Source organism: Streptomyces sp. NBC_01515 (genome assembly GCF_045040345.1).
Taxonomy (GTDB): Bacteria; Actinomycetota; Actinomycetes; order Streptomycetales; family Streptomycetaceae; genus Streptomyces.
This window is the reverse complement of the sequence record NZ_CP109416.1, coordinates 3,740,586-3,758,782: the sequence shown is the minus strand read 5'-3', so window position 1 is coordinate 3,758,782 and position 18,197 is coordinate 3,740,586. Positions and strand designations below refer to the sequence as shown.

15 protein-coding genes and 1 pseudogene are annotated in these 18,197 nt (G+C 71.6%); 5 read left to right on the top strand and 11 right to left on the bottom strand.

The genetic code is table 11. The features are described 5' to 3' along the window. Positions 1 to 209: 209 nt before the first annotated feature. From OG407_RS16660 to OG407_RS16620, 9 genes and pseudogenes are all read right to left on the bottom strand, one after another. Positions 210 to 923 carry a ParA family protein gene (locus tag OG407_RS16660; RefSeq protein WP_405858840.1) on the bottom strand — a complete coding sequence of 238 codons (714 nt, stop codon included), beginning with the start codon at positions 921 to 923 and terminating at the stop codon, positions 210 to 212. Between the two features lie 185 nt (positions 924 to 1,108). Then, entirely contained in the window at positions 1,109 to 1,681 is a 573-nt protein-coding gene (locus OG407_RS16655) for a helix-turn-helix domain-containing protein (protein WP_405858838.1), read from the bottom strand. Further along, positions 1,678 to 3,198, bottom strand: coding sequence for a transcriptional regulator (locus OG407_RS16650; protein ID WP_405858836.1), 1,521 nt, complete (start codon positions 3,196 to 3,198; stop codon positions 1,678 to 1,680). The genes OG407_RS16655 and OG407_RS16650 overlap by 4 nt, the downstream gene beginning before the upstream one ends. An 806-nt stretch (positions 3,199 to 4,004) precedes the next feature. Further along, positions 4,005 to 4,577 carry a Fic/DOC family protein gene (locus OG407_RS16645; RefSeq protein ID WP_405858834.1) on the bottom strand — a complete coding sequence of 191 codons (573 nt, stop codon included), beginning with the start codon at positions 4,575 to 4,577 and terminating at the stop codon, positions 4,005 to 4,007. Continuing rightward, positions 4,574 to 4,924 (bottom strand): type II toxin-antitoxin system Phd/YefM family antitoxin, encoded by a 351-nt coding sequence (locus tag OG407_RS16640; RefSeq protein ID WP_405858832.1) that lies wholly within the window; start codon positions 4,922 to 4,924, stop codon positions 4,574 to 4,576. The genes OG407_RS16645 and OG407_RS16640 overlap by 4 nt, the downstream gene beginning before the upstream one ends. Positions 4,925 to 5,439: 515 nt before the next feature. Further along, positions 5,440 to 6,300 (bottom strand): annotated as a pseudogene (locus OG407_RS16635) (C40 family peptidase); the annotation flags it as partial. Between the two features lie 119 nt (positions 6,301 to 6,419). After that, positions 6,420 to 6,956, bottom strand: coding sequence for an RNA polymerase sigma factor (locus tag OG407_RS16630; RefSeq protein WP_405858830.1), 537 nt, complete (start codon positions 6,954 to 6,956; stop codon positions 6,420 to 6,422). A 173-nt stretch (positions 6,957 to 7,129) separates the two neighbouring features. Further along, complete coding sequence (locus tag OG407_RS16625; protein WP_405858828.1) at positions 7,130 to 7,822, bottom strand: M15 family metallopeptidase; 693 nt, start codon at positions 7,820 to 7,822, stop codon at positions 7,130 to 7,132. A 118-nt stretch (positions 7,823 to 7,940) separates the two neighbouring features. Then, a complete protein-coding gene (locus tag OG407_RS16620) occupies positions 7,941 to 11,042 on the bottom strand; it encodes an AfsR/SARP family transcriptional regulator (protein WP_405858826.1) in 3,102 nt (1,033 codons plus the stop codon). Positions 11,043 to 11,469: 427 nt separating this feature from the next. Here OG407_RS16620 and OG407_RS16615 point away from each other — a divergent pair, with 427 nt between their 5' ends. Both OG407_RS16615 and OG407_RS16610 read left to right on the top strand, forming a co-directional pair. Further along, a complete protein-coding gene (locus OG407_RS16615; protein ID WP_405858824.1) occupies positions 11,470 to 12,357 on the top strand; it encodes a hypothetical protein in 888 nt (295 codons plus the stop codon). Between the two features lie 134 nt (positions 12,358 to 12,491). Continuing rightward, on the top strand, positions 12,492 to 12,950 hold the full coding sequence (locus OG407_RS16610; protein ID WP_328683682.1) for a hypothetical protein: 459 nt from the start codon (positions 12,492 to 12,494) through the stop codon (positions 12,948 to 12,950). 79 nt (positions 12,951 to 13,029) lie between these two features. Here OG407_RS16610 and OG407_RS16605 read toward each other — a convergent pair whose 3' ends face one another. Next, positions 13,030 to 13,416, bottom strand: coding sequence for a hypothetical protein (locus OG407_RS16605; RefSeq protein ID WP_405858822.1), 387 nt, complete (start codon positions 13,414 to 13,416; stop codon positions 13,030 to 13,032). A gap of 140 nt (positions 13,417 to 13,556) precedes the next feature. On the opposite strand from OG407_RS16605, the gene OG407_RS16600 reads away from it, so the two are divergent. Together OG407_RS16600 and OG407_RS16595 are read left to right on the top strand one after the other, a co-directional pair. Then, positions 13,557 to 14,243 (top strand): response regulator transcription factor, encoded by a 687-nt coding sequence (locus tag OG407_RS16600; protein ID WP_405858820.1) that lies wholly within the window; start codon positions 13,557 to 13,559, stop codon positions 14,241 to 14,243. A 125-nt stretch (positions 14,244 to 14,368) separates the two neighbouring features. Further along, positions 14,369 to 15,634 (top strand): sensor histidine kinase, encoded by a 1,266-nt coding sequence (locus tag OG407_RS16595; RefSeq protein WP_405868438.1) that lies wholly within the window; start codon positions 14,369 to 14,371, stop codon positions 15,632 to 15,634. 139 nt (positions 15,635 to 15,773) lie between these two features. Here OG407_RS16595 and OG407_RS16590 read toward each other — a convergent pair whose 3' ends face one another. Continuing rightward, entirely contained in the window at positions 15,774 to 16,007 is a 234-nt protein-coding gene (locus OG407_RS16590) for a hypothetical protein (protein WP_405858818.1), read from the bottom strand. 33 nt (positions 16,008 to 16,040) lie between these two features. Between OG407_RS16590 and OG407_RS16585 the strand changes: the two genes are divergently transcribed. Continuing rightward, on the top strand, positions 16,041 to 18,056 hold the full coding sequence (locus OG407_RS16585; RefSeq protein WP_405858816.1) for a helix-turn-helix domain-containing protein: 2,016 nt from the start codon (positions 16,041 to 16,043) through the stop codon (positions 18,054 to 18,056). Positions 18,057 to 18,197: the final 141 nt, after the last annotated feature.

Genomic DNA, 18,197 nt, shown 5'->3' with positions numbered 1-18,197 from the left:
CGCTGCTGAGTCGACGGGCGCGTGGGATGGAGAGAGATGCTGCGGCAGGTTGGCGGCGGGGCCGCCTTCGGGCTGGGCGGCGGCCTGTTCGGCGGCGAATTGCTCGGGTGTGAGTTCGGCGGCCGGGGGAGGGGGTGGCGGGGTCGCCCTGTTGGCTCCGCCCAGAGTACGACCGCTCGTGCGGCGGGCCGGGGGCCTCATTCGGTCCGTCATGCCGTCAGCTCCTTCATCAGCTTGGTGTATTCGCTCAGTTCGGTGGGGATCTCGCCGAAGGCCTCCATGTAGTGCACCCAGGAGTGGATGACGGTGTCGGCGAGCGGGAACGGTTCGTCGCGGTCGGGGCCTATGCCCTCGCCCCTGGCGGGGTCCTGGAGCTTGTCCCGGGCGTTTCTGGGGAGGCTGGTGCGGTCGTCGGCCTTGACCATGACCACGTGGGCGGTGACGTCCCGCTGGTTGCGGGCGGCGGCGCGTTCGGCCTCGTCGAAGGTGGCTACGAGCTTGCGGCGCTCGATCTTGGTGGGGGCCACGGGGACGAGCAGGAGGTTTGCCTCGGTGACGGCCTCGTGGAACAGCTTCGCGCTGCCGCCGCCGGCGTCGACCACGATCGCGCCGAACTCGGCGCGCTTGGTACGGATGTACTCGGCGATGTCGTCGAACGGGTACCGCTCGACCATCAGGTTGCCGGGGATCTCGAAGCCTGCGGCCTGGGCGACTTTGAACCAGTCGTAGGCGGACTGGCTGGACGCGTCGGCGTCGAGAAGCAGGGTGGGCAGGCCGAGGACGACGGCGTAGTAGAGGGCGATGAACCATGCGGAGGTGGTCTTGGCAGTCCCGCCCTTGAGCATGCCGACCACGATGACGAACGCGTCCCAGACGCGTCCGGTGGCCGCGGCCACGGTCTTGTGACGGGTGTTCTCGTTCACGTGTCTTTGATCTCCTGTATCTGGAAGGGGTGTTGTTCCGCACATTTCGGCGGCCGGAGCTGACGTCGGGCTATGGCTGTCGTCCGACGGCGGGGGCGCCCGAGCACAAGTGCTGTGTTTGGGATGGCGGGTCGGGTTCTTGACCTGTCCGATATGTCGACCGGCACCGGTGATGCCGGGGGTGCTCATGACGGCTTCCGTGGAGCGCGAGCCGGACCGTGGTCGTGCTGGGGACGCATACGGGTGTCTGCTTGGAGCAGAAGCCGGTAGACGGTGGCGACGGAGTAGCTGCACTCCTTGGCGAGTGCGGGCACGGTGGCGCCAGCTTCGTAGCGCGCCCGCAGAGACAGAGCGAGCTTCTGCTGCCTGGCGGCACGCGCCGCAGAACGGATCCGCACCGTCTGCTTCGTGGTGCGCACGGTGCCGCCGGCCTCGATGAGCAGGCGCCGGGCAACGATCCTCGACTCACCCGCCGCTGCGGCGAGTTCGGTGAGGGTCGCTCCGTGCTCCTCGTAGAGGTTCCGCAGACGGGCCGCGAGACGTCGGCGCGCTTCTGGGTCCGCTCGCATCCGGCGGGTCTGCCACGAGGTGCGCATCACGGTCCCGGCCTCGCGCAGCCGGTTGAGCAGAGTGCCGTACGACAGGCCGCAGGCAGCCATGAGTTCCTCGACCGTGGCACCGGACTCGTACCGTTGACGCAGGGACTGCGGGGTCGGCGGGTCACCGGCAGGGGGCGGTTTCGGGGCGTGTGGGTTCATGCTGCGGACTCCCATTCGCTGAGGGCTTCGGCATGGGCGGCGGCCAACTCTTCGTAACTGCGCTGGTCGGCAGGGGTGATGAGGATCAGCCGACCGTCGGTCGCGATCCGCCAGTCAGGAGTGGGCCGTCCGGTGACCGGATCCAGGACGCATCCGTCCCTGGCCTGCAAGGTGGATGTGACCTCATCGGGCCGGGGTGCCGGGACAAGGACCTGGCGCCCTTCGCGGACGATCACCACAGCCTTGCTGCGGTGCTCCGACAGCCGCTCCAGCACCTTGCGATACGCCGCGCGCTCGGCAGCGTGAAGCGCCTTGCGCCGGGCCGCGACGCCCGTGGTTCCATGCCGCTGTGCAAGCGAATCCCACCCCTGCGCCGGCTCGGCACACTCGGCGTCCATGGACGCCGGAGTACTGCTCCCGAAGCCCTCCAAGGCGCCGGGTGCGAGGGTCCAGGTCTCACCGATGTGGTGGACGAGGCCGAGGTTGGCCAGGCGTCGCAAAGTGCGGTAGGCCGTGGCGCGGGAGACCGAGGACGAGCCGACAAGTTCGCTGGCTGTCTGCGCCGGGCGGGCATGCAGCGCACCGATGATCAAGAGTGCGGCGCTGCCCAGGCCGTGGTGGGCGAAGGCGTCGTGGCCCATCAGACGGCCGATGACGCTGGAGTCGATGTCGGCCGACACACCTGTCTCAGGGGTGGGCCAGTCCTCAAGTGCCGGGTCGGGGGGGTACTGAGTGGTCCGGAAACGAGATCGCAGAGCGGGAATGCCGTCGCCGAGGTACCAGGTCGAACCCTCGCGGCCATGTCCTACTCGCAGGCGTCGCAGCCAGCCTCGCGGTTTGAGGACGGTCTCATAGACGACCCGGAGGGTCGTCCGCGAGATCCCTGCCCCCTCCGCGGTCTGGCGCTCGCTGGCCTGGTGCAGAGGGCCGCCCGCGATCTCGGCGAAGTCCAGATGGGCCCGGAGTACCCGCAGCGCGGTCCGGCCCCGTTCCCCGCGCCAGGGCGTCGTCTCGATCCTGTCGCGCAGCGCGGCGAGCACCTCGTGCGCATGGTGGCGCGACTCCAGCACTCTCGTGCCGCTGACGGCATCCGAGGCACTGGCCCACACCCGGCGTATGTAGTCCAGAGCCCGCGACTGACCCGAGCGGACCGCGATGTGCCGTGCGTGCCTGCCGCCCTCGTGCTCGGGGTGCTGCAGCAACTGCGCCAGCTCGTCGACGCTTCCGCCGGCGCGAGCCACGTGGCAGGCAATGGCCGCGGTGATCCGGTGTCCGTGCTCGGCCGCGCCCTGGTGGTCCTCGCGCAGGACAAGGGTCCGGCGATCGGAGCTGAGCCTGCTGTAACTGCCTGCCGCGTAGCGGCCGGTGAGGTCGCCGAGCAGGATCAGGTCAGCCGCAGACCGGGGCAGCCGGTGAAGGCCCAGTCGCTCGTGCGGGTGAGGAAGCCGTGGGTGTGAGTCGGTCTGGTGGGTGCTGTGTGCCACTGTGAAGCCGTCCCGCAAGGACAGAGACGCCACCCAGGCCCGCTAAAACCACGGGTGGAGTCCGGAACCGACCTCCAATCGGTGCCAGCGAAGCCTCCAGGATTTCCGGTCCTGGAGGCTTTCGTACACCTGGCTCCGATGGAAGGCAGGCGTTCCCATCACGGCTCGACCGAAGACGAATCATAGGTCTCGCCAGAGTCGCCACCCATGATCCGCACCCGTCAACTCGGGCCTCTGGAGGGCTAGTTGCAGAGGTCGCTGCCTCTGACTGCCTCTGAGCGGCCCGGGTCGAACCGGGGTCGAATCCGAGCGGTTTCCTCTGACTGCCTTCGAACGCCTCTGCAACCCGACCTAGCAGGTCACAACCGATACGGCTCACAAAAGCGCAGGTCAGGAAGGTGCGTCAGAAATACCCGGCGTACAGCCCGGCTCGTCTGCCGCCAAGGGCCTCTGACCAGGGAAAGTACTGGTCAGGGGCCCTTTTTCATAGATTCAGGGGTTTGGTCGGACCCCGGTCCGTACCGGTTCAAACGGGACCGCACGGCTACGTAGGTAGCCACGTAGGTAGCCATGAAAACTGGGGCCAGAGCCGGGCGGCGGCGCGGCCGGACCTGGCACAAACGGCTTCTGCCCTGGGGCGTCCGAGTGGTTCCGCCACGATGCCGGAGGATGTGGCGCACGCAGCCGCTTCTGGCTCGTGCCTCGACTGGGTGGCACTCATCCTCAGCAGTCCGGCTCTGCCGCCTGAGAACCTCGACCCGACGAAGTTGGCGCAGAAACGCTCCATGCCAGCCTGTCGGGCGCCGAGCATCGCGCCTGCCGACCGGGAGATGGCTGTGTCACCCCGTGGTTGTGACGAGTTCGTCCAGCATCTGCTCTGACAGGCTGTTGTCGCCGAGGAAGCTCTTTACGGAGGCGTCCTCGTTGCGCTGAGGGTCCAGGGTCGACCAGTTCAGGTCGTAGCTCGCGTCGGTGCTGAGCTGGGTCAGGAACGCCCGCTGGGCGCGGCCGTTGCCCTCGCGGAACGGGTGGAGGACGTTCAAGTCGCCGTACAGCGCGGCTAGTCGGATGACGAATTCCCGCCGGGGGAGATCCCGTAGGTGACCGGACGAGGCGAGACGGCCGAAGATCTCTCCGGCGTAGGACGCCAAGTTTCTTGCCGGGCAGAACGGTGTGCGCTTGGCGATGTTCACGGTGCGTAACTCGCCTGCCCACGGATAGATGTCACCGAAGATCGCGGCATGGAACGCTTGGAAATGGCCGAGGTCGTACGCGCCGGGTAGGGGGCGTTCGGCGAGCATGACGAGGCGCGCCCGGGTGATGTCCGCCTCCGCTGCCGCGAGCAGTTGATGGTCGGTGATGCCGAGCTTGTTGCGCAGCACGCCGTTGGGCATGGCGTACGGATCGTTCACCCTGCCCGCCGCTCCGAAGTCTGTCGGTGGCGGGCGATCGCGCGGGCGACAAGGGTGTCCGCGTCGAGGTCGCCCTTCACGTACCCCTCGGTGTCGCGATCGGAGGCCTTGGAAGCCTGGAGCCCCTCGGCCTCGATGGAGCCGGTGGCCGAGGCGACGGCTGCACGTCGTGCCGCTCGGCCGCTCAGCGCTTCGAAGGCCTCGACGGACAGGAGGACGCCCTGGGGCTTGCGGTGGGCGCCGATCAGGACCGGGTCGGCATCCGCGCCGGACTCCGACAGGTCAGTCAGGATCCGCGACAGCCTCGCGCGCGCATCGCTGACGGTCACGACCTCAGGGATCTCCATGCTGTCACCGTACCCATATAGAGGCTTGATTCTGTACAGATTCTAGTACGGATTCCGGTGACTGTCCCGTCCCGGGCGGGTTCGCCGTCCTGGAAGCGGAGCTGGACAACGGGCCGGTGGCGCCACAGGGGCCGGAACGAACCGAGCCGAGACCGCGAGGTTCGCCGATGTCGGCGGGGTTGAACGGGACCACCGGTACATCACGCCGGTGAGTTCGGTGATCACCATGTCGGCGGTGATGTCGTCCGCTTCGGTGGCCACCAGAACTGGCCTCTCCGAGAACGACGAAGCCCCCGTCCGGACCGCTCCGGCGTGGGGCGCCTCCTTACGTAGCCATCAAGGTAGCCACGGAAACGCCCTCGCTGCACGTTTGTGCAGCTCATAGCGCTGCGGTGACACTCCCCGGCGTACGGCCCGGCTCGTCTGCCGCTTCTCCTTTCCGGCCGTCGGCCGCCGCACACCCCTCAAGGCGTACGGCGGCCGGCGGTCTCGGCTTCGGGTCAGCAGGTCGGTCAGCAGGTCGGGACGTCCAGCCAGGCCGCGCCCTTGATGTAGATGTTGGTCAGCCACGAACCGTCGGCCAGCTTGGACCAGATGTCGTTGGTGTAGCCCTCGGCGGTGACGGTCTCGGCGTGCTCCTGGCACTGGACGGACACCTGGGTCGGACCGGCGAAGGTGTCCACCACGGCACCGCGCACGCTCGGCGTGGAGCGGGTGCGCACCCCCGTGCCCCAGGTCTCGAAGACCGTGCCGCCGTTTGCGGGCGGGGGAGTTGGGGTGCCCGAGCCGTTGATCCGGATCGCGCCCGCGTAGTCGCCGCCGGTGCGCACGGGGGCGACCCGGATGTGGGTGCCCGACTCGTACGCCTCGACCATCTGCCCGTTGCCCAGGTACATGGCGACGTGGTGGACGTGCCCGCTGCCCCAGAACATCAGGTCGCCCGGCAGCAGCGGGGCGGAGCCCTGCGAGGCGGAGAAGCGGGCGGAGGCCTGCGAGCTGTGGAACTGGTCGTCCGCCGTGCCGTTGAGCAGGTCCCGGCCGGTGGCCTGGTAGTAGGCGAAGCGCGTCAGGCCGGAGCAGTCGAAGCCCTTGCGCTCGTTGTCGTGGAGGCTGTCGGGGTCCGAGCCGTCGTAGTAGCCGTAGCTGGCGCCCGGTGTGGCCGCGTGTCCGCCGCCCCAGCTGTACCAGACGCCGATCTGCGAACAGGCGGCGTTCACCGCGGCCTGCGCGATGGCCGAGGCGCCCGGTGCCAGGACACCGCAGGTGGCGTCCTGCGCGGCGGCGTGGGCCGGGGCGGAGACGAACGCGGACAGGGCGAGGACCGAGGCCCCCAGGAGCGCGCCGCTGGTCCGGCGGCGCGTGCTGCTGGTGTTCAAGGAAGTCTTCCTTCGTCGGGATGCCGTCACCGGACGGGCCGGGGACGGCGGTTGGGGACAGCGGTGCGGACGTGCGTGCCGCTCCCCACCCCCGTGGGGGAGCGGCACGTGGGTGGGGGTTAGTGGCCGAGCGCGTCGCGCATCTTGGCCAGGCCGCGCATCCGGTTGCGCTGGACGGTGCCGCGGTGGGCGCCGAGGTGTTCGCCCGCGGTGTCGTGGCTGAGGCCCTCCAGGTCCACGAGGATCACCGCCGCGGCCTCCTTCTCGGAGAGCACGCCCAGCAGCGCCAGCGTGGTCTGGGACGCCTCGTAGGAGGCCAGCCCGCCGTCCCAGCCCGACTCGGGCAGCCGGTCGGTGGACTGCTCGCGCCGGGAGGGGTGCTGCCACGCGTCGCGCAGCAGGTTCAGGGCGACGGTGCAGGTGTAGGCGTACGGGTGCTGCTGCCGCGTCAGGTTCTGGGCGCGGGCGCGCCGGGAGAGCCGTAGGTAGGTCTCCTGCAGCAGGTCGTCGGCGTCGTGCGGGTTGCCGGTCAGGGCCAGCAGCCTTCGGCGCAGGCGTGGCATGTCGGCGGCGAAGGACGCGTCGAAGTCCTTCGGGCTCATCCGGTCGCCGTCCTCGCGTCGCGGTGGCGGGACGGCGCAGGTTCCGGTCTCCATGCTGGTTCCCCCTCGGTCGTGAACTCGGTCGTGAACTCGGCGGTGAACTCAGCCGTACGGTGCGGTCGTTGGGTGTCCCGGTCGGTGGCTGGTCAGGCCGTCGGGCCGGGGGTGGCGGCTTGGGGTGCTGGAGGCTGGGGTCTTTTCTAACCGGTCAAAGTCCGCTACGGCGGTTAGATTTGCCCCCGGCTTCCAGCAACCCGGGCCGTCGGGTCGGGTGGCGCGGCGGGTCCGTAGCGGGCGGCCGGTGCCCGGCGCAGCAGCGCCCAGTACCGGTCGCCGTACGACCAGTGCCACCATTCGGTCGGGTAGTTGACGAAGCCCGTCGCGTCGAGGGCCCAGCTCATGAGGGCCCGGTTGGCGCGTGCCTCGGCGCTGATGCCGGGCGCCCCGGTGCGGCAGGCGCCCTCGCTCTCCTCGGGGGTCGCGTTGACCTCCGTGCCCAGCGGCAGTTCCCGGCCGTCCAGGTCGCACAGCGTCAGATCGACGGCCCCGCCGCTGACGTGCGGTGCGACCTCCGGCGGGGAGATGTACGCGCTCGCCAGTTCGCGGATCCGTTCCGGCGACGCGTCCGGATGGGTCCGGCGCATGGTCCGGGCGTACTCCTCGAAGTACCGGCGCTGCAGAGCGTGCGGCCGGTATCCCTCCACCACCAGGAAGCGGACCCCGGCCGGCAGCAGCCGCTGGGCGCGCAACAGCCGCCGTAGCGCACCGGCCCTGAGGTGGGCGTAGTTGCCGTCGTCGTCGGCCTGCCGGGGGTCGATCCGCAGGTCGTCCGTGCCGCGCAGGTCGACCAGCGGTTCGCCGCAGTCGTCCTCCGCGACGGCGGCGACCCGGGCGTCCGAGAGCGTGATGATCTCTGTCACGTGCATCAGCATCGCGGACCCCGCTGCAACTGCTCTGCAAGTTGCCTGTAGGCGGCCCACCAGTACTTCTGCAGGCGTACGGAGGGCTACGGCGGCGTCCTTCGGGAACCGGTGGGGACTACCCGGCGCCCGCCGCCGGCTCCTGTGCCTCGCGGCAGCCCAACTCCCGGAAGACGCCGAGTGCTTCGGCCCTGGCCGCCCGCGTCGCCGACGCGTCGCCGTCCGCCTCCCGTACCTCGGCCAGGTCCCGGAGCGTGCGGGCCCGCCACAGGGGGAGCCGCAGCGCCTCCCAGGTCGACAGCGCCCGCTCCAGCGGCTCGCGCGCGCCGTCCGGATCACCGGCGGCCAGATGCCACTCGCCCAGGGTGCGCAGGACGAGCGCCTCGCCGAAGCGGTCCTGGCGTTCGCGGGCCACGGCCAGGCACCGGCCGAGCCGCGCCCGTGCCTCGTCGAGGCGGCCGAGCCTCAACTCCGTCTTGGCCAGCGACTGTTCGGTGTACATCACCCCGAAGGTGTCCCGCAGAGCCGCGAAGATCCGCAATGCCTGGTGCAGTTGCCGCTCGGCGTCCGCGAGCGCGCCCTCGGCCCGGTCGCACAGGGCCAGCGACCGCAGGGTCAGCGCCTCGCCGTGCCGGTCGCCCGCCGCGCGGTACAGGTCCAGGGCCCGCGCGAGAGCCTCCCGGGCCCGCCCGCCGCGCCCCTGTTCCCGGTGGACGTATCCGATGCCGTACAGCACCCGGGCCCGGGCGCCCCGCCCGGCGGACTCCCCGTACCGCTCCAGCGCCGCGTCCAACAGCTCCGACGCCTCGGCGTACCCGGCCTGTTCACGGCGGGCTGTCCCCATCCCGGCGAGCGCGAGCGCCGCACCCTCGGGCACGTCACCGCGCGCCTCGAACAGGCGCAGGGCCTTGCCGAAGTAGGTGTACGAATCCTCGAACTCGTCCTGCTCATAACGCAGTTGGCCAAGACCCGCGAGCAGCCACGCCTCGCCCTCGTCGTCCCCGCCCCGGTGTACGGCGGCCATGGCCGCGGCGTGCGAACGGGACCAGGCGTCGAACTGGTTGTACAGGGCGGCCGAACTCGCGATCAGCGCACCGGCCAGATCGCGGGCGGCGCGGACCATGCCGTGGTCGGCGCAGTACTCAACTGCCGCGAGCAGACAGGCCTGTTCGGCGGCGAACCAGGACGTGGGCCGCTCCAGCAGCTCCTCCTCGGTCTCCGCGTCGAGGGGCCGTACGGCGGCCGGTTCGGGGAAGCGCCGGGCGGCTCCGCCCGGGCCGAGGGCGGCGGCCTTCTCGGCGAGATCCAGCCAGGAGGCCACCAGCCGCAGCACGGCCGCCGTACGCTCCTCGGCGCTCTCCTCGGACAGGCAGCGCTCGCGGGCGTGTTCGCGGGCCAGGTCGTGGATGCGGTACCGGCTGCGGCCCGTCTCGTCGACGCCGATCACGTCGATGAAGTGGCAGTCCACCAGCCGCTCCACCGCCTCCTCGGCCTCCTCCGTGCCGATGTCCAGCAGCGGGGCGGCGATCCAGGCCGCGAAGTCCGGCAGGTCGAGCAGCGCCAGCCGGCGCAGCGCCCGGCGCTCCGGCAACTCCAGGTCGGCGTAACCGAGTTCGAGGCTGGTGCGCAACTCCAGGTCCCCGGCGCGCAGTTCGCTCAGCCGACGGCGTTCGTCACGCAGCCGGTCGGCGAGCCGGCCGGGCGCCCAGTGCGGGCGGGCCGCCAGCCGGGCACCCGCGATCCGCACCGCCAGCGGCAGCCGTCCGCACAGTGAGACGATCTCCGCGGCCCGCTCCGGCTCGGCGCTCGTACGGTCCGGTCCGGCGACGCGGCGCAGCAGTTCGAGCGCCTCCGCCTGACCGGGCACGGCCAGGTCCAGGTGGGCGGAGCCCTCCAGCGCGACCAGTCGGCGCCGGCTCGTGACGAGGACGGCACAGCCCGGGCCGGGAGGCAGCAGGGGCCGTACATGCGCCTCGCCCGCCGCGTTGTCCAGGATCAGCAGGACGCGCCGGTGGCCGATGCGGGTGCGGTACAGCCCCGTCAGCTCCTCGACCGAGGTCGGCAGGGTCTCGGGGTCGGCGCCCATGGCGCGCAGCAGCCGGGCGAGGGCGTCGGCGGGTTGCAGCGGGGCGGTGTCGGCCGCCCGCAGGTCCACGAACAGGCGGCCGTCCGGGAAGAGTTCGGCCGTACGGTGGCCGACGTGCACGGCGAGCGCGGTCTTGCCCGTGCCGGACCGGCCGGAGATCACCCCGATCGGCGGAGCGGTACGGCCCGCCTCGTCGACCCCGCCCACCAGCGCGGCGGCCCAGGCGATCTGCTCGGAGCGGCCCACGAAGTCGGCGATGTCCGGCGGGAGATGGGACGGGGTGGGCCAGGCCCGGGGGTCGGGCGTGCCGCGGCTGCCGCCCGGCGGCGACTTCGGGGGCCGCGCGGGTTCCCGCCTGATCCTGTCCGGGCGGGCGGTGCCCGCCACCTGTGTGTCGTTGGTCAGTGCCGCCTGGTGCAGCGCCTGCAGCTCCGGGCCGGGATCGATGCCCAGCTCCTCGCGCAGGACCGCGCGGCCCTCCCGGTAGGTGCGCAGGGCGTCGGAGACGCGGCCGGTGCGGACCAGCGCTGTCATCAGCTGGCCGCGCGGCCGTTCCCGCAGCGGATGGGCGGCGACGTGCGCGAGCAGCGGGGCGATCGTCCGGTCCGCGCGGTCCAGATCGAGATGCAGTCCGAAGGACTCCTCCTGGGCGATGAGCCGTAGTTCGGCCAGCCGCGACGCCTCGATCCGGGCGAAGTTCTGGCCCAGTCCCTCCAGCGCCTCCTGGCCGCGCCACAGCGCCAGCGCCTCGGGCAGCAGGTCGGCGGCCTCCTCCAGACGGCCCGCCGCGGCGGCGGCCCGGCCCGAGGCGAGCAGGTCCTCGAACCGGCGGGCGTCGATCTGGGACGGTCCGAGGTCGGCGACATAGCCCGGCGGTCGGGTCCGGACCACGGTGTCCCGCGTGACCTGGGCCAGTGCCCGGCGTACGGCGGAGACATGGGTGGCCACCAGGGCGCCCGCGGTGGCCGGCGCCCGCTCGTCCCAGACGCAGTCCACGAGCCGCTCGGTGGAGAGCACCTCGCCGAGGTGGACGACCAGTGCCGACAGGACCGCGAGGGGTCTGACACCGCCGAGCGGGGCCCGTCGGCCGTCGGCCCACACCTCCACCGGACCGAGCAGCCGCACTTCGAACATCGTTCCCCGATCGCCGCACCATGCGCCCCATGGAGCACGGCAAAGATATCGGCGAACACACCCACGACATAGCGAAGGCACAGCGAAGGCCGGACCGCCGTGACCGGATTCGATCGATTCGGCGGACCGGTGGCCCTCACCTGCGAGGTCAGGACAGGTGACATCTGTCGTGCGCGCCTCTGTCGACGCTCGGCGCTGGGCGTTCCCCTCCTCTCCCTCGCCGGTTGGCTGGTTCTCGACGGTCGGCGAGGCCTGTCGCGTGCAGGGAGGACGGTCCGCGCACCGCCGTCGTATGAGCGTCGGAGAAAGAAAAAACCCTGGTGATCCAGGGGCATACGGACGGGTCCCCTGGGGCGTCAACGGCTCGAAAGCACCACGTCCGTTCGAAGCACCACGTCCGTTCGACCAGATCCCCGGGAGCCGCCCCATGCACCGCTGGACCTCGGCCCTGCTGACCGCCGGCCTGCTGGCGACGACGGCCACCGGATGCGCGGGCACCACGACCACCCCCGCGGCGGCCGGGAGCGGCACGACCCGGGCCGCGGGCAGCACGGCGGAGACGCTGCGGCTCGCGGAGCAGCTCCTCGTCAAGAAGTGCATGGAGAAGGAGGGACACAAGTACTGGGTCGAGCCGCCCAGCGGTGACGACGTCTCCGTCCGGTTCCCCTACGTCGTGGACGACCCGGCATGGGCCAGGACCCACGGCTACGGCACCGATCTGCGGCGGCAGCGCGAGGCCGAGGTCCGGAGCGATCCCAACCAGCGGTACTTCCACTCCGTACCGGCCAACACCAGGGCCGTCCTGGTGAGCGACCTCAACGGGGCGCGGCCACAAGGGCTTTCGGCCCGGCTCCCGAACGGCATACGGGTCACCCACAGCGACCAGGGCTGCCAGGCCACCGCCCAACGGCAGCTGTACGGCGATCTCCAGGCCTGGTTCCGGGCCACCCGGGTCACCGACAGCCTGGCCGGCATGCGCGTCGGCCTCGTGACGGACGACAAGCGCTACAAGGCGGCCGTCGAAACCTGGGCGCGCTGCATGCGCGAGCGGACCTACACCTACGCGGACCCCGCCCGCGCCCGGGCCGCGGCCACCCTGCCGCAGACCCCGTGGCCGCACGCCAAGGAGGTACGGCTGGCTTCCGCCGAGGCGGCCTGCGCCGTCTCCAGCGGCCTGTCGTCCGTGGCCAAGTCCCTGGACTCCGAGTACCGGGACCGACTCCGGCGGAGCCACCCCCAGGAGACGGCCGATCTGGCCCGCCTCAAGCGCGAGGCACTGCCCCGGGCCCGCGCGATCGTCGCGCACGGCGCCTGAACCCGGTCCGCCCCCGCTCCTCCACCCCACACAGACCACCACGGCCGTCGAGCCGTGGGCGCATCACCCCACGTGGACCTGACCCCACTGTGGGCCTGTCACCCCACTCGCATCACAACGAAACGAGGGAAACCATGTCCGTCAAGCGTCTCCTCACCGTCGCGGCCTCGGCCGCCGCCGTCGCCGCGCTCTTCTCCCCGGTCTCCAGCGCCAGCGCGCTGGACGCGGGTGCCCAGTCGACCGCGACCGCGCGGCTCGCCTCCGGGGACGGCTACCTCCACGTCTACACCCAGCCCTACGGCGGTGGCCGCGAGTGCAAGTGGTCCGGCAACTCCGACAACTGGGGCAGCTGCCGCAACCTGACCTCCGACATCTGGAACAACGGCTACGCGGGCGGCCTGGACGCCGTGGACCTGTACACCGCCCCCAACGCCGGCGGCGCGCACGCCTGCATCAGCCAGGGCGACAGCTGGCCCGACACCACGACCGGCCAGTACACCTTCACCTACGGCGCGGGCCTGTCGCAGTTCGGCAAGAGCGTCAACAACAACATCTCGTCGCACCGCTGGGTGGACTACTGCAGCCAGGGCTGAGGACCCGACGGGCTCGCCCCGGTACGCCTGCGCACAGGCGTACCGGGGCGAGCCGCGCGTGCCGGCGCCGGGTCCGTGCTCAGCAGGGCACTCCGCTCACCCTGCTGAGCTGGCTGTCCGGGACCCAACCCGCCCATCCGCCGGTGGAGTTGTCGCGGACGTAGTTCCACCCCACTCCGCCGATGTAGCGGTAGCAGTGGAGGTCGACGACATGGGTTTTCTGGCCCTCGGCGCATGCGGTGGCGGAGCTGGAGGCGGTCTGGCGGAGCTTGGTCGCGTTGTTGACGAAGTACGCGCCCCACGGAGAGGAGTCCTTGTCGGTGGGCGCCCAGTAGGAGCCGGCGGTCTCGCACGGCTTCCAGGCGTCGGCGGCCTGAGCGGTGCCCGACAGGAGGACGCCCTGCAGCCCGGCGGCGACGGCGAGCACGGTCGCCGCGGTGGCGAGGCGGGAGGTCAACGATGTCATCGAGAGCCCTTTCTGGTTTCTTCCCGGATTCTTCGCGGTGTGTTCCGCGGACGACGATGACAAGACGGCCCTGTGAGGAGGCTGAAGGTTCCTGAAAGGCCTTCAGCCTCCTCACAGGGCCCGGCCGCCATGCTGGGGCCATGCGAATACTCGTGGTCGAGGACGACCGCCGGCTTGCCGAATTACTGCGCCGTGGGCTCGTGGACGAGGGGTACGCCGTCGACCTCGTCCACGACGGGCGACGGGGCCTGGAGATGGCGCTGGAGAACACCTACGACGCGCTGGTGCTCGATGTCATGCTCCCGGGCCTGAACGGCTTCGGGCTGTGCGGTCGGCTGCGTGAGGCGGGCAGGTGGATGCCCGTGCTGATGCTCACCGCCATGGACGGTGAGTACGACCAGGCCGAAGGGCTCGACCTCGGCGCCGACGACTACGTCACCAAGCCGTTCTCCTTCGTCGCGCTGGCCGCCCGGCTGCGCGCGCTGATCCGCCGGGGCCGTCCCGAACGGCCGGCCGTGCTGCGCGTCGGCGACCTGGAGATCGACCCGGCCGCCCGCCGCTGCCGACGCGCGGGCACGGACGTCGTGCTGACGGCACGTGAGTTCGCCGTCCTGGAGTACCTGGCCCGCCGCGGCGGGGAGGCCGTGTCCAAGTGCGAGGTTCTCGAACACGTCTGGGACGACCGCTTCGACGGTGACGTCAACCTCGTCGAGGTCTATGTCAGCGCGCTGCGCCGCAAGATCGACGCGCCCTTCCAGCGGCACACCATCCGCACGGTCCGCGGGGTCGGCTACCGGCTCGACGCCGTGGAAAGGAGCGGGCCGTGACCTGGGGCCGTGCCGGACACCTGCTGCGCCGCCTGCGACCGGCCACCATCCGTACGCGACTGGCCCTCCTGGCCGCCGTCGTCACCCTGGTTCCGCTGAGCGCGGGCGCGGTGCCCGTCGCGCTCATGGAGCGCGCCTCCCTGCTGCAGGGCGCCGCCCGCCGGACATCCGCTGCGGCCGCGGACGTCACCACGCTGTTGCACACCGCCGTGGACCTGCCCGACTGCACCCGGTCCTTCCAGCGGGTGCAGCGTCTCAGCGACAAGAACATCAGCCTGTGCCTGCCTACCCGGCAGGTGGGTCAAAGCGCGGGAAGACTGTCACTGCTTCCCTGGGCCGACCCGGCCGGCGGGCCCGTACCGATCCGCACCCTCGTCAACCGGTCGTACATGGAACCAGGCCTGTCCCCGAGCAATGTCGTCATCGCTCAGTCCCTCGACGCCGAACAGGCCCGCCTGAACACCGTCGTCCGGATTCTCCTCGGTGCCGTCGCGGGGATCACCCTGCTGGTGTCGGGCACGACATGGTTCGTCGTGGGGCGGGTGCTGCGCCCGGTCGAGGCGATCCGCGCGGACTTCGCCGACCTGAGCGCGAACCACCTCGACCGGCGGGTCCCGGTCCCGCGCACGGGCAATGAGATCGCCCGCCTGGCCCTCACCATGAACTCCACGCTCGACCGCCTGCACAAGGCCGTCGACCAGCAGCGCCAGTTCACCGCGGACGCGTCCCACGAACTGCGCACACCACTGGCGTGTCTGCGCACCGAGCTCGAACTCGCCCTGAACAACCCCGCCGCCGCCGACTGGCCGCGGACCGTCCACGATGCCCACCGGGACACCATCCGCCTGCAGGACCTGACCGAGAACCTCCTGCTGCTGGCCCGCCTCGACTCCCAGCACGGCGGCCCGGAACCGCGTCGGACCGTCGACCTCACCGACCTCGTGCGCGAGGAGACCGCGCGTCGCCGCCCGCCACCCGGCATCGTCCTCGACGTCTCCCCGCCACCCGGCCCGGTGCCGGTGCGAGGCCATCACGCCCTGCTCGCCCGGGTGCTGGGCAACCTCCTCGACAACGCCGAACGCCACGCGGCCGGCACCATAACCGTCCGCCTGACCCACGACGCCGCCCGCCGCCAGGCCGTCCTCGACATCCGGGACGACGGCCCCGGCATTTCACACCACGACCGCCGGCGCATCTTCGAACGCTTCACCCGCCTCGACGACGTACGCACCCGCGACACCGGCGGCACCGGCCTCGGTCTGGCCATCGCCGAGCGCATCGCCGTCACGCATCACGGCACCCTCACGCTGACCCCTAGCGACCGCGGCGCCAACTTCACCCTGCGACTCCCCACGCACGAGGAGGCCGTCGAAGTCGGGCCGGTTCCGTGACGGTCATCACGGCCGTATCCCCGTGGAACCCCGGACGCGGGGCCGGTGCAGCGGCTCGTGTACGAGTCGCGGGAGGGCGGCCGGCGGGCCGTCGTACCGGAGCATGGCCGATGCGGCGGGTTGTACGGCGGCAACGTTGTCACGGGCGGCGGGCGGCGGGCGGGGAACGGCGGGCGGGGAACGGCTTGTCCGCGTCGCTGTTCCAGTCGCGCGCCGTGACCGTCTTCTGGATCTGGCTCAGCTTGCTCTCGCTGAACCGGTTGGTCCGTACGACGGTCGTCGCACCGGCCGGGAGCTGCGCCGTGACCGCGGCGACCGTTCCGATCCGGGGTCCGGAGCGCCCCCCGCGCGCCCCGGACCGTGGACCCCCCATTCCCCCGTCGTCGTTCAGCTTTTCGGCGCCCCCGTGGAACACAGGGGGGTTGGCGCCGGATGTGCTGCGGTCGGATGCCCCCGGCATATCGACCGCAGCACGCGCCTCGGGTTCGTCCGAAGGCATGATCAGTGCGCCCGTTCCCCCGTAGGACGCGCCCCCGTGCCCGTAGGCTCCGGCACAGACAGCTTCCCCGGTCATCGGGCCGGTCCGGAGGGGTCGGGTGTTGCCAGCGGGTATTTGGCAACACCGTTCGGGCGGTGTGTTGTTGGGGGGACGGTCATCGAGTACGACGGGTTCGGCGCCGAGTTACGCAGGCGCCGCATCGCGGCAGGCATGTCGCTGAGCGAGCTGGCCGGCAAGGTGTACTGCAGCCGCAGCTTCCTGAGCCGCGTGGAGAACGGGCGCCGCAGGGCGTCCCTGGAGTTGGCCCAGCTGTGCGACGAGGTGCTGGGTGCGAAGGGCGCGCTGGTCGGGCTGGCGCCGCTGCCCGGCACCGACGCCGTACCGAAGGCGGTCCGGGGCGGGGCGGGGGAGAAGGCGTCCGGGACGGTCAAGTCGCCGGAGAAGGACGGGCGTTCGGCCGTCGGCCCCGACCGCGCCGAGTTCCGGCGGCTGCTGCGGCGCGGTGACCTCAGCCATACCGCGGGCGGGATGCGCGAGGCCGAACGGCACTACACCGCCGCCTACCGCAGCGCCGAGGGGGACCCGCGCGCGCAGGCCGAGGCCGTGATCAGGATGGCGCGCCGCTGGTCCGATCCCGGGCAGGTCGACCGCGAACTGCTCCAGTCGATCCGGGGCTGTCTGGCCGCGCTGGACGGCGACGGCAGCGCGGAGGCCGCGGGGCTGCGGCTACGGCTCGAAGCGCACCTCGCGAAGAAGATGGCCCTCGCCGTCAGCCAGGACACCGCGGCGGGGCTGGCGGGCCCCGCCGAGGGAGCGCGGCTCGCCGAGGAGACACTGCGCCGATTACCCGACGACGGCGACGACGAGGTGCGCTGCGAGGTCCTCACCGAATGCCGCTGGGCACGCTACGACTTCATGCCGGCCCCCGAGTCGCTGACCCTCTCCGAACGACTGCGCGAGGCCGCGGCCCGGCACGACTCGACGTACTTCCGCGGCGAGGCCCTCATGGCCGTCGCCATCGACCAGCTCCGCAACGGCAGGATCTTCAGCGCCCTCGCCACCGCGAACCAGTACCGCAAGCAGGCCGCCGAGACCCAGAGCGCCCTCGCCCTGTGGCAGCGGCACACCCTCGACGCCCTGCTCGACCTGTGGCACGGCCGGTTCGACGCCGCCGCCGAGTGGATCTTCGTGGAGTCGCTGAAGTTCATCGAACTGCTCCGCGCCGACTACGCGGTCCCCGCGGACAACCTCACCCAGACCCGCCTCGGGCAGGCCTACTGGCTGCTGAGACAGCAGGGCAGACTGGCCGAACTGTTCACCTCCGACCTGGCCGGCGACGTCGAGCGCCACGCCTACTTCCCGGTCTGGCGGGCCGGTCTGGCCCTCGCGCTGTGCGAGACCGGCCAGTACGCCGAGGGCGCGGACTTCTTCCTCGGCTGTGTCGCCGACGTCGACCGTTTCCCGCCGTCGGGCTGGGCCGTCCCCGCGCTCGTCCTGCTGGCGGAGGTCTGCGCCGCGCTGGACCTGGAGGGCGGATTCGAGGCCGAGTTGGCGCCGGTGCTGCCCACGCTCCGCGCCCGCCTGGCCCCGCACGACGGCCAGCAGATCGCCCTGGGCGGCTGGCCCACCGTCCTCGTCGGCCCGACCGCCCGCGCCTGCGGCGTCCTCGCCCTCGCCGCGGGCGAACCGGAGACCGCCCTCGAACACTTCCGCCGGGCCGCGGTCCCGGCCCGCTCCTCCCAGCCCGAACTCGCCCGTCTCCGCCTGGCCCAGGCCCGCGCCGTACGCCGCGTGGGCGGCCCGGGAAGCGAGCCGAACGCGGTACGGCTGCTGCGGGAGGCGTCTCGGGGGGCGGAGACGTACGGGATGACGTGGCTGGGGGCGCAGTGCGAGGGGTTGTTGGGGGCGCCGGGGCGGGGGTGAGGCGGGGGGTTCCCTACGGCGTCCGCGCAACGGCCCCGGCAACTGGTGGACTTGGTGTGCGTGGACGGTGTTCATGCTGTGAACTAGGTCACATTGCCTTCCGTGTCCGGCGTCCCGCCTCGTCGCCCCGGCGCCGCCCCC

Excerpts from the sequence above, each read along its gene's own strand:
- OG407_RS16655 (WP_405858838.1), bottom strand. The coding sequence starts at position 1,681 with ATGAACCCACACGCCCCGAAACCGCCCCCTGCCGGTGACCCGCCGACC.
- OG407_RS16640 (WP_405858832.1), bottom strand. The coding sequence starts at position 4,924 with ATGGAGATCCCTGAGGTCGTGACCGTCAGCGATGCGCGCGCGAGGCTG.
- OG407_RS16630 (WP_405858830.1), bottom strand. The coding sequence starts at position 6,956 with ATGGAGACCGGAACCTGCGCCGTCCCGCCACCGCGACGCGAGGACGGC.
- OG407_RS16620 (WP_405858826.1), bottom strand. The coding sequence starts at position 11,042 with ATGTTCGAAGTGCGGCTGCTCGGTCCGGTGGAGGTGTGGGCCGACGGC.
- OG407_RS16615 (WP_405858824.1), top strand. The coding sequence starts at position 11,470 with ATGCACCGCTGGACCTCGGCCCTGCTGACCGCCGGCCTGCTGGCGACG.
- OG407_RS16610 (WP_328683682.1), top strand. The coding sequence starts at position 12,492 with ATGTCCGTCAAGCGTCTCCTCACCGTCGCGGCCTCGGCCGCCGCCGTC.
- OG407_RS16605 (WP_405858822.1), bottom strand. The coding sequence starts at position 13,416 with ATGACATCGTTGACCTCCCGCCTCGCCACCGCGGCGACCGTGCTCGCC.
- OG407_RS16600 (WP_405858820.1), top strand. The coding sequence starts at position 13,557 with ATGCGAATACTCGTGGTCGAGGACGACCGCCGGCTTGCCGAATTACTG.
- OG407_RS16595 (WP_405868438.1), top strand. The coding sequence starts at position 14,369 with ATGGAGCGCGCCTCCCTGCTGCAGGGCGCCGCCCGCCGGACATCCGCT.
- OG407_RS16590 (WP_405858818.1), bottom strand. The coding sequence starts at position 16,007 with ATGGGGGGTCCACGGTCCGGGGCGCGCGGGGGGCGCTCCGGACCCCGG.